Here is a 10,482-nt window from a genome sequence, read left to right on the forward strand (position 1 = left end):
TCCTTACGCGGTTAACCCTGTGGAGAAACGCGAGTATAGCGTTTATTTTTAGCCAGTTAATGTGCTGATTATGCCGCATGCAACGTTTGAGCTGAGATAAGTCAAATGCATTTAGGAGTACGATTTACACAATTATCGTGCATACTGTGCGCCGTTTTGTGGGCCAAGGGACTAAGCACACGTTTTCGGGATTCCAACAAAAGATTAGTCTATGAGCGCTGATAATAAACAATCGTTGCCGGCCGTTACGCTGGCTGCTATCGGGGTTGTGTACGGTGATATAGGTACCAGCCCGCTTTATACCCTTCGTGAATGTCTGTCCGGGCAGTTTGGGTTTGGCGTTGAACGCGACGCCGTGTTTGGCTTTTTGTCGTTAATTTTTTGGCTGTTGGTACTGGTCGTCTCCATCAAATATCTCACCTTCGTGATGCGGGCGGATAACGCCGGGGAAGGCGGGATCTTAACGCTAATGTCGCTTGCCGGGCGTAATACGACGGCGCGAATGACCTCTGTACTGGTGATCATGGGGTTGATTGGCGGCAGCTTCTTCTACGGTGAGGTGGTTATCACACCGGCGATATCGGTGATGTCGGCCATAGAGGGTCTTGAGATAGCCGCGCCGCAGCTCGATCAGTACATTGTTCCCCTTTCTATTATTGTTCTGACGCTGCTGTTTATGATTCAGAAGCACGGCACCGGGATGGTGGGCAAGCTGTTTGCTCCGGTGATGCTGCTGTGGTTCCTGACGCTCGCTGTTCTGGGCGCGCGCAGTATCATCGGCAACCCGGAAGTTCTGCAGGCGCTTAACCCGGCCTGGGCAGTGAATTTCTTCGTGCAGTACAAAGCCGTGTCGTTCGTTGCTCTCGGCGCTGTTGTGCTGGCTATAACCGGGGTTGAAGCGCTATATGCCGATATGGGGCACTTTGGTAAGCTCCCGATTCGCATCGCATGGTTTATCGCAGTTCTGCCTTCATTAGTTCTGAACTATTTTGGTCAGGGCGCGCTGCTGTTAAAGAACCCGGAAGCGATTAAAAACCCGTTCTTCCTGCTGGCTCCTGACTGGGCGCTGATCCCGCTCCTGGTTCTGGCAACGCTGGCAACGGTTATCGCCTCTCAGGCCGTGATTTCCGGCGTATTCTCGCTGACGCGTCAGGCGGTTCGCCTGGGTTACCTCTCGCCAATGCGTATCATCCATACCTCGGAAATGGAATCCGGGCAGATTTACATTCCAGCGATTAACTGGATTCTGTATATCGCCGTGGTGATCGTCATCGTTAGCTTCGAACATTCAAGTAACCTGGCGGCGGCATACGGGATCGCAGTAACCGGCACGATGGTGCTGACCTCGATTCTCTGCTGTACAGTTGCGCGCAAAAACTGGCACTGGAATAAAATTGCCGTGCTCCTGATGTGCGTGGGCTTCCTGTTTATCGACGTGCCGCTGTTCTCTGCTAACCTCGAGAAAATCGTCTCTGGCGGCTGGCTGCCGCTCACGCTGGGGCTTGTCATGTTTACCATCATGACGACGTGGAAGAGCGAGCGTTTCCGCCTGCTGCGCCGTATGCACGAGCACGGTAACTCGCTGGAAGCGATGATTGCGTCCCTTGAGAAGTCTCCGCCGGTTCGCGTGCCGGGCACCGCGGTTTATATGTCCCGCGCGTTGAACGTGATCCCGTTTGCTATGCTGCATAACCTCAAGCACAACAAAGTGCTGCATGAGCGAGTCGTATTGCTTACGCTGCGCACCGAAGACGCCCCATACGTTCACAACGTTAAGCGTGTTTCTATTGAGCAGCTGTCGCCCACCTTCTGGCGCGTAGTGGCCAGCTACGGCTGGCGTGAAACGCCGAACGTGGAAGAGATTTTCCACCGCTGCGGTCTGGAAGGCCTGAGCTGCCGGATGATGGAAACCTCGTTCTTCATGTCGCATGAGTCGCTGATTATCGGTAAGCGTCCTTGGTACCTTCGCCTGCGCGGCAAGCTGTTCCTCGCCCTGCAGCGAAATGCGTTACGCGCGCCTGACCAGTTTGAGATCCCGCCGAACAGGGTTATCGAGCTGGGTACCCAGGTCGAGATTTAAGTCAGCCAGTCTTTACTGGCCTGATGCCCTCACCCCGACCCTCTTCCACAGGGAGAGGGCGCAAAGACTAAAAAACGGTACTCAGGTACCGTTTTGCATTTATTAGCGAAACGTTTCGATGTTGATCACACTTCTTTAACCTGGTGGTTGTTTAACCGCCACCTCTTTTCCTACACTCATTATCAGCGAAACGTTTCGCTAGTGGAGCAGGAAAATGAAGAAAGGTACCGTTCTTAACGCTGATATTTCGGCCGTTATCTCCCGTCTGGGGCACACCGATTCACTGGTTATTGCCGATGCCGGGCTGCCAATTCCGCGCCATACCCAGCGCATTGATTTGGCATTAACTCACGGCGTTCCAGGCTTTATGCAGGTCGTGGATGTGGTAACGCAGGAAATGCAGGTTGAGGCGGCAATCATTGCTTCTGAAATCAAACAACATAATCCCGCACTTCACGAAACGTTGCTCAGCCATATTGAGCAACTGCAAAAACACCAGGGAAACACCATAACTATTCGTTACATCAGCCATGAGCAGTTCAAGCAGCACACCGCGGATGCACATGCGGTTATTCGCAGCGGGGAGTGTTCCCCGTATGCGAATATCATTCTCTGTGCCGGCGTAACCTTCTGAGGAGGCCAGCATGGAACCCTTACTGCAACTTAAAGGGATCGATAAATCGTTCCCAGGGGTGAAAGCCCTGTCTGGCGCGGCGTTGAACGTTTACCCGGGCCGCGCCATGGCGCTGGTGGGTGAGAACGGCGCCGGCAAATCCACGATGATGAAAGTCCTGACCGGGATCTACACCAAAGATGCCGGTTCGCTGCTGTGGCAGGGAAAAGAAACCGCCTTTAGCGGGCCAAAAGCGTCTCAGGAAGCCGGTATCGGGATTATCCACCAGGAACTCAACCTGATCCCGCAGCTCAGCATTGCGGAGAACATCTTCCTTGGCCGCGAGTTTGTCGGGCATTTTGGCAACATTGACTGGAAGAAGATGTACCGTGAAGCCGACAAGCTGCTGGCGAAGCTGAATTTACGCTACACCAGCGAGCGTCTGGTGGGCGAGCTGTCGATTGGCGATCAGCAAATGGTTGAGATTGCCAAGGTGCTGAGCTTTGAGTCCAAAGTCATCATCATGGATGAACCGACCGATGCGCTGACCGACACGGAAACCGAGTCGCTGTTCCGCGTTATCCGTGAGCTGAAGGCTCAGGGTTGCGGCATCGTGTATATCTCCCACCGCATGAAAGAGATTTTTGAGGTGTGCGACGACGTGACAGTGCTGCGTGACGGGCAGTTTATTGCCGAGCGCGAAGTCTCCACGCTTACCGAAGATACCCTGATCGAAATGATGGTTGGCCGCAAGCTGGAAGACCAGTATCCGCATCTGGACAAACAGCCCGGCGATATTCGCCTGCGGGTCGATAACGTATCTGGCCCCGGCGTGAAGGCGGTTTCTTTCACGCTGTGTAAAGGCGAAATCCTCGGCGTTGCCGGGCTGATGGGTGCCGGGCGTACCGAATTGATGAAAGTGCTTTATGGCGCGCTGCCGAGAAGCGGTGGCTATGTGGCGCTGGATGGCCGTGAAGTAGTGACTCGTTCTCCGCAGGATGGGTTGGCTAATGGCATCGTTTATATCTCTGAAGACCGCAAGCGTGATGGGCTGGTTCTGGGGATGTCGGTGAAGGAGAACATGTCGTTGACCGCGCTGCGTTATTTCAGTCGTGGGGCTGGCAGCCTGAAGCACAAAGATGAGCAGCAGGCGGTGCAGGACTTTATTCGCCTGTTCAACGTCAAAACGCCTTCCATGGAACAGCCAATTGGCCTGCTGTCAGGCGGTAATCAACAGAAAGTTGCCATCGCGCGCGGCCTGATGACCCGCCCGAAAGTGCTGATCCTCGACGAGCCAACTCGTGGCGTCGACGTTGGGGCGAAAAAAGAAATTTATCAGTTAATTAACCAGTTTAAAGCCGAAGGGTTGAGCATCATCCTTGTGTCGTCCGAGATGCCGGAAGTGCTGGGCATGAGCGACCGCATTATGGTTATTCACGAAGGGCGACTGAGCGGGGAGTTCTCCCGTGAAGAAGCCACCCAAGAGGCGCTGATGGCCGCGGCCGTTGGTAAGCTTAATCGAGTGAATCAGGAGTTAGATAAATGAGTACCCAGACCGTGTCCACCCGTCGCTGGTTCACCAAAGCGTGGCTGATGGAGCAAAAATCGCTGATCGCTCTGCTGGTGCTGATTGCGATTGTCTCGGCCCTGAGCCCGAACTTCTTTACCGTGAATAACCTGTTCAACATCCTGCAGCAAACGTCGGTGAACGCCATTATGGCGGTGGGGATGACGCTGGTCATTCTGACCTCCGGGATCGACCTGTCCGTCGGTTCTCTTCTGGCGTTGACCGGGGCGGTGGCGGCCTCGATTGTGGGCTTTGAGGTCAATGCGCTGGTGGCCGTTGCCGCTGCGCTGGCTCTTGGGGCTGCCATTGGTGCCGTAACGGGTGTGATTGTAGCGAAAGGGCGGGTTCAGGCCTTTATTGCCACCCTGGTGATGATGCTGTTGCTGCGCGGGGTGACGCTGGTTTACACCAACGGCAGCCCGATGAATACCGGCTTCTCGGACAATGCTGATCTGTTTGGTTGGTTCGGTATTGGCCGCCCGCTGGGGATCCCAACGCCGGTCTGGATCATGGCGATTGTCTTCCTGGCCGCGTGGTACATGCTGCACCATACTCGCCTGGGGCGTTACATCTATGCGCTCGGCGGCAACGAAGCGGCAACGCGCCTGTCAGGCATTAGCGTCAACAAAGTGAAAATCATCGTCTACTCTCTGTGTGGTCTGCTGGCGTCGCTGGCTGGGATCATCGAAGTAGCACGTCTTTCCTCTGCGCAGCCAACGGCGGGTGCGGGATATGAACTGGATGCTATCGCGGCGGTTGTGCTGGGCGGTACCAGCCTGGCGGGCGGCAAAGGCCGGATTGTCGGCACGCTGATCGGGGCATTGATCCTCGGCTTCCTGAACAACGGTCTGAATTTATTAGGTGTTTCTTCTTATTACCAGATGATCGTCAAAGCGGTGGTAATTTTGCTGGCGGTGCTGGTGGACAATAAAAAGCAGTAAAACCATAACCCTACAGGACATCTGACTATGAACATGAAAAAACTGGCTACCCTGGTTTCCGCTGTCGCCCTGAGCGCCACCGTAAGCGCAAACGCCATGGCAAAAGACACCATCGCGCTGGTAGTGTCTACCCTGAATAACCCGTTCTTCGTGTCGCTGAAAGATGGCGCGCAGAAAGAAGCTGACAAACTGGGCTACAACCTGGTGGTGCTGGATTCACAAAACAACCCGGCAAAAGAGCTGGCCAACGTGCAGGACTTAACGGTTCGCGGCACCAAATTAATGCTGATTAACCCAACGGATTCCGACGCGGTGGGCAATGCCGTTAAGATGGCAAACCAGGCTAAAATCCCGGTGATCACCCTCGACCGTATGGCCAACCAGGGTACCGTGGTGAGCCACATTGCTTCTGATAACGTTGCTGGCGGCAAAATGGCCGGTGATTTCATCGCTAAGAAACTGGGCGACGGCGCGAAAGTTATTGAACTTCAGGGTATTGCTGGTGCTTCCGCAGCCCGTGAACGTGGTGAAGGTTTCAAACAGGCTGTTGCGGCACATAAATTTGACGTGCTGGCCAGCCAGCCAGCTGACTTTGATCGTACTAAAGGTCTGAACGTTATGCAGAACCTGCTGACTGCACACCCTAACGTTCAGGCTGTGTTTGCTCAGAACGACGAAATGGCATTGGGTGCCCTGCGTGCGCTGCAAACCGCGGGTAAATCTGATGTGCTGGTCGTCGGTTTCGATGGTACGGCTGACGGCGTGAAAGCGGTTGAAGGCGGCAAACTGGGCGCGACAGTGGCTCAGATGGCTGACCAGATCGGCGTTATCGGTGTGGAAACCGCTGATAAAGTGCTGAAAGGTGAGAAAGTGGATGCGAAAATCCCGGTTGATTTGAAACTGATCACCAAATAAGAATTAAAGAAAAGCAGGGCAACGCGCCGCTCAGGCATGAGCGGCGCACTCAAACTGGATATTAAGATATGAAAAGCACAGGCAAACTCGTCGTTCTTGGCAGCATCAATGCTGACCATATCCTCAACCTCGAACATTTCCCAACGCCGGGTGAAACCGTCACCGGGCAGGGGTATCAGGTGGCGTTCGGCGGTAAAGGTGCGAACCAGGCCGTTGCGGCAGGGCGCAGTGGAGCAGACATTGCGTTTATTGCCTGTGTGGGCGATGACGATACCGGTGGCCGCGTTTGTAAGCAGCTTGCCAGCGATAATATTGATACTTCGTCAATCAGCACCATTAAAGATGAAGCGACCGGCGTGGCACTGATTTTTGTCAACGGCGCAGGTGAAAACGTGATCGGCATTCACGCTGGCGCGAACGCCGCTTTGACTCCCGGGCTGGTGGAAGCACAGCAGCAGAAAATTACTGATGCTTCGGCGCTATTAATGCAGCTGGAATCCCCGCTTGAGAGCGTTCTGGCTGCGGCGAAAATTGCCCATCAGCACCAGACCAAAGTGATTCTAAACCCGGCCCCGGCCTGTGAACTCCCTGATGAGCTTCTGTCTCTGTTAGATATGATCACTCCGAACGAAACGGAAGCAGAAAAGTTGACTGGCGTGCGGGTTGAGAATGATGCAGATGCTGCCAAAGCTGCTGAAGCGCTGCACGGTAAGGGAATCGAAACGGTGATTATCACGCTCGGCAGCCGCGGTGTATGGCTAAGTGAAAAAGGTCACGGCAAACGAGTGCCGGGCTTTAAGGTAAAAGCTGTCGATACTATCGCCGCTGGTGACACTTTTAACGGTGCGCTGGTGACGGCATTGCTGGAAGATAAGCCGATGGAAGATGCCGTGCGATTTGCTCACGCTGCCGCTGCAATTGCCGTGACGCGAAAAGGTGCTCAGCCGTCCGTGCCGTGGCGCAAGGAAATAGATGAGTTCCTGCAGCAGCAGAGGTAAGTCATGGCTACCATGAAAGACGTCGCCCGCCTGGCGGGCGTTTCTACTTCTACCGTTTCCCACGTCATTAATAACGATCGCTTTGTTAGCGATGCCATTCGTCAGAAGGTTGAGGCCGCGGTAAAAACGCTGAACTATGCGCCTTCTGCGTTGGCTCGCAGCCTCAAGCTGAATCAAACGCATACCATCGGTATGCTGATCACCGCGAGTAGCAACCCCTTCTATTCCGAGCTGGTTCGAGGCGTGGAGCGCAGCTGCTTTGAGCGCGGCTACAGCCTGGTGCTGTGTAACACCGAAGGCGATGAGCACCGCATGAACCGAAATCTGGAAACGCTGCTGCAAAAGCGCGTCGATGGATTACTGTTGTTGTGCACCGAAACGCATCAGCCTTCGCCTGAAATCATCAACCGCTACCCGACTATCCCGACAGTAATGATGGACTGGGCTCCGTTTGAGGGGCAGAGCGATGTAATTCAGGATAACTCGCTGCTCGGCGGAGAAATGGCGACACAGCACCTGATCGACAATGGCTATACCCGTATTGCCTGCATCGCCGGGCCGCAGGATAAAACGCCTGCCAGACTGCGCCTTGAAGGCTACCGCAAAGCTATGGCTCAGGCCGGGCTGGCTATTCATCCGGGCTATGAAATTATTGGCGACTTCGAGTTTCAGGGCGGGTTTAGCGCCATGAGCGAACTGCTTACCCTGGCGGACAGGCCGGACGCTGTATTCATGGGGAATGACGCTATGGCCGTTGGGGCCTACCATGCTTTATATCAGGCTGGTCTTAGCATTCCGCAGGATATGGCGGTGATTGGCTACGATGATATTGAGCTTGCACGCTACATGACGCCGCCGCTGACGACGATTCACCAGCCCAAAGATGAGCTCGGCGAATTGGCCGTGGATGTGCTGATCCACCGAATGGGGCAACCCGATCTGGCGCAGCAACGGTTACTGCTGACGCCAGAGCTGGTGGAAAGAAGCTCAGTTTAAGGCTTGTGGCGCTCTTTTATTAAGTTGCGCCCGTCTTTGGGGCGCAGCAGCAGAAATACCACCGAAGAGACCAGCGTTATCGCGCCCATCGTCAGCAGCGTGTAATGGAACTGTTCGATGGTATTGACGCTGTCTATTCCTTCCCATGCACGTAGCACCGCGGCACTAACGGCAACCCCAAGGCTAATTGAAAGCTGCTGAGTCACGGCCAGCACGCTGTTGCCGCTGCTGGCGTTTTCATCCGTCAGGTCCGCAAGGGTGATGGTATTCATGGCCGTAAACTGCGTCGACATTGCCATCCCTAATATAAAGAGGGGCAGGATCAGCAGCCAGACTTCCATGCCCGGTGACTGCAGCGAGAACTGGGCAATCAGCAGGCCGATGACCAAAGTGATCCCGACCAGCGTTTTACGGTAACCCATCCACCTCAGTACTTGAGTCACCGTCGATTTAGCCAGCAGCGAACCTACAGCGGTCGGCGCCATCATGCAACCCGCCAGCAGCGCCGAATAACCAAAACCCACCTGCAGCATAAGTGGCATTAAAAAAGGCACGCAGCCGGTACCGAGGCGTGAGGCTATATTGCCGACGATGCCCACGGAAAAAGTCCGCGTCTTAAAGAGAGGCAGGGGAATAAGCGGTGTTGGAACGCGGCGGGCATGCCAGACATACGCCAGCAGCAATAAAATACCGCCCAGAATCACTAACATGCCTATATAGCTGGCGACAATTCGTTCGCCAAACAGCTCAACGCCGCTGGAGATCAGCACCAGCCCCGCGCCAAACAACAGAAAGCCGCTCATATCAAACCCGCGCTTCGGCGTGGTGAAGTTGGGCATGTACTTGCGGGCATACAGCAGGCCCAGAATGCCAATCGGAATATTGATTAAAAATATCCAGTGCCAGCTTGCCCAGGTGACCAGAACGCCGCCGAGTAGTGGGCCGATAATGGGGCCGACGAGGCCGGGCATAGTGACAAAGTTGAGTACAGGCAACAGCTCGCTGCGTGGGTAAGCCCGAAGTAATGCCAGACGCGCAACCGGCATCATCATTGCGCCGCCAATTCCCTGAATCACGCGAAAGATGACCAGCTCGGTTAAAGACCCTGACATGGCGCAGGCAAAGGAGCCGAGAGTGAACAGGCTAACGGCCAGCATAAATACGCGGCGTGTGCCGAAGCGGTCTGCTAACCAGCCGCTTACCGGGATAAGCATGGCGACGGTTAAGGTGTAGCTAATAATGGCTGCCTGCATGGCCAGCGGGGAGCGATTCAGGCTATGGGCTATTGCCGGTAGCGCGGTGTTAAGGATGGTGGCATCCAAAGCCTGCATAAAGAAAGCCATTGCGGCTATCCAAGGCAGGCCGGCCATGCTGCGTGCTGTTTTCGTCATTATTATCCTGAAGTTTATGTGCGCTTTAGACTACCGATGAGTGACGGGTTCCTTTAACAGCGCCAGGCAGGCGTTAAAAGCGGCCTGACCCTCTCCCTTAGCAATGGCATCCACAATCGCCTGATGCAAATCGAGCTTAATGACTTCGTTATCGGTAATCGCGGTGAAGTAATTGTAATAAATCGATCTGAATAAGTTCGCGAAAGATGTCATGAAAGGGTTACCACTCATTTCATAGATGAGTTCGTGGTAGGCCATATCCACTTCAATCCACCGCTGACGGTCAAAGGCCGTCTGCAGTTCTGTCATTTGTGCCATCAGTTGAGTAAGCCTGGTTCGCTGCTGCTCATTACTATTAATAGCGGCTAATGCGCAGGCCTGTGGCTCCAGGCTATTACGCATAATCAAAAACTCTTCTACTACATGGCTGAAGTTATCTTTGGTCATCCACCAGGCTATCAGTTCTTTATCAAGGAAGTTCCAGTGACTGCGGGGCATGACGCGAGTGCCAATCCTTGGGCGAGGCAACAGCATGCCTTTAGCTGCTAGCGTCTTGACGGCTTCACGAACGGCTGTCCGGCTGACGCCAAAGAGATCACCCAGTTCCATCTCGCCCGGAAGAATGCTGCCTGCCGCATATTCGCCCTTGAGAATTCGCTGGGCTATTTTCTCTGCCAGCACATAAGAAAGGTTTTTTTGGGCGGCGAGTTGTTGAGTGGATAAAGACATGACGCAATTCCTTTAGCTGTATTTCTTACCCTAGTATGCCACCGGCGGTGATTTTGCGGTGATTTATGCAGCAAATATCCCGGGTTTGCTGGCTTTCTGCGCGCCATTGGTGAAAAAGAATGCGGTCAGAAAGTTTTTTCAAATTAGGGGTTGTCAGACTCTGAGAACTCCCTATAATGCGCCTCCACTGACACGGCGAAGCGGCTTCGAAAGCGGCTTCACAACCCGGTAGTCAGTCAGACGAAAGCGAAA

The 10,482-nt window shown here is 54.3% G+C and carries 9 protein-coding genes; 7 read left to right on the forward strand and 2 right to left on the reverse strand.

Features of this window, described 5'->3' with window-relative positions:
* The first annotated feature begins 211 nt into the window (after positions 1-211).
* The 7 genes from kup (at position 212) to rbsR (ending at position 8,110) form a co-directional block, all read left to right on the forward strand.
* On the forward strand, positions 212-2,080 hold the full coding sequence (gene kup, locus F3J28_RS19615) for a low affinity potassium transporter Kup (protein WP_008457772.1): 1,869 nt from the start codon (positions 212-214) through the stop codon (positions 2,078-2,080).
* A gap of 214 nt (positions 2,081-2,294) precedes the next feature.
* Positions 2,295-2,714, forward strand: a complete 420-nt coding sequence (gene rbsD, locus F3J28_RS19620) for a D-ribose pyranase (protein ID WP_166878976.1) — start codon at positions 2,295-2,297, stop codon at positions 2,712-2,714.
* A 10-nt stretch (positions 2,715-2,724) separates the two neighbouring features.
* Positions 2,725-4,239 carry a ribose ABC transporter ATP-binding protein RbsA gene (rbsA, locus tag F3J28_RS19625; protein ID WP_166878979.1) on the forward strand — a complete coding sequence of 505 codons (1,515 nt, stop codon included), beginning with the start codon at positions 2,725-2,727 and terminating at the stop codon, positions 4,237-4,239.
* Complete coding sequence (gene rbsC / locus F3J28_RS19630) at positions 4,236-5,201, forward strand: ribose ABC transporter permease (RefSeq protein ID WP_008457775.1); 966 nt, start codon at positions 4,236-4,238, stop codon at positions 5,199-5,201. The genes rbsA and rbsC overlap by 4 nt, the downstream gene beginning before the upstream one ends.
* A 27-nt stretch (positions 5,202-5,228) precedes the next feature.
* On the forward strand, positions 5,229-6,116 hold the full coding sequence (rbsB, locus tag F3J28_RS19635; protein WP_039299035.1) for a ribose ABC transporter substrate-binding protein RbsB: 888 nt from the start codon (positions 5,229-5,231) through the stop codon (positions 6,114-6,116).
* A 68-nt stretch (positions 6,117-6,184) separates the two neighbouring features.
* Entirely contained in the window at positions 6,185-7,114 is a 930-nt protein-coding gene (rbsK, locus tag F3J28_RS19640) for a ribokinase (RefSeq protein ID WP_166878981.1), read from the forward strand.
* 3 nt (positions 7,115-7,117) lie between these two features.
* Complete coding sequence (gene rbsR, locus F3J28_RS19645) at positions 7,118-8,110, forward strand: ribose operon transcriptional repressor RbsR (protein ID WP_008457778.1); 993 nt, start codon at positions 7,118-7,120, stop codon at positions 8,108-8,110.
* Here the strand turns inward: rbsR and mdtD are convergent.
* Entirely contained in the window at positions 8,107-9,501 is a 1,395-nt protein-coding gene (mdtD, locus tag F3J28_RS19650; RefSeq protein WP_205247249.1) for a multidrug transporter subunit MdtD, read from the reverse strand. The two genes, rbsR and mdtD, sit on opposite strands and share 4 nt — an antisense overlap.
* Before the next feature lie 30 nt (positions 9,502-9,531).
* Complete coding sequence (locus F3J28_RS19655; RefSeq protein WP_008457780.1) at positions 9,532-10,230, reverse strand: FadR/GntR family transcriptional regulator; 699 nt, start codon at positions 10,228-10,230, stop codon at positions 9,532-9,534.
* Between the last annotated feature and the right edge of the window lie 252 nt (positions 10,231-10,482).

It is taken from the genome of Enterobacter sp. Ap-1006, assembly GCF_011752835.1.
In the GTDB taxonomy this organism is placed as follows: domain Bacteria; phylum Pseudomonadota; class Gammaproteobacteria; order Enterobacterales; family Enterobacteriaceae; genus Cedecea.

Excerpts from the sequence above, each read along its gene's own strand:
- kup (WP_008457772.1), top strand. The coding sequence starts at position 212 with ATGAGCGCTGATAATAAACAATCGTTGCCGGCCGTTACGCTGGCTGCT.
- rbsD (WP_166878976.1), top strand. The coding sequence starts at position 2,295 with ATGAAGAAAGGTACCGTTCTTAACGCTGATATTTCGGCCGTTATCTCC.
- rbsA (WP_166878979.1), top strand. The coding sequence starts at position 2,725 with ATGGAACCCTTACTGCAACTTAAAGGGATCGATAAATCGTTCCCAGGG.
- rbsC (WP_008457775.1), top strand. The coding sequence starts at position 4,236 with ATGAGTACCCAGACCGTGTCCACCCGTCGCTGGTTCACCAAAGCGTGG.
- rbsB (WP_039299035.1), top strand. The coding sequence starts at position 5,229 with ATGAACATGAAAAAACTGGCTACCCTGGTTTCCGCTGTCGCCCTGAGC.
- rbsK (WP_166878981.1), top strand. The coding sequence starts at position 6,185 with ATGAAAAGCACAGGCAAACTCGTCGTTCTTGGCAGCATCAATGCTGAC.
- rbsR (WP_008457778.1), top strand. The coding sequence starts at position 7,118 with ATGGCTACCATGAAAGACGTCGCCCGCCTGGCGGGCGTTTCTACTTCT.
- mdtD (WP_205247249.1), bottom strand. The coding sequence starts at position 9,501 with ATGACGAAAACAGCACGCAGCATGGCCGGCCTGCCTTGGATAGCCGCA.
- F3J28_RS19655 (WP_008457780.1), bottom strand. The coding sequence starts at position 10,230 with ATGTCTTTATCCACTCAACAACTCGCCGCCCAAAAAAACCTTTCTTAT.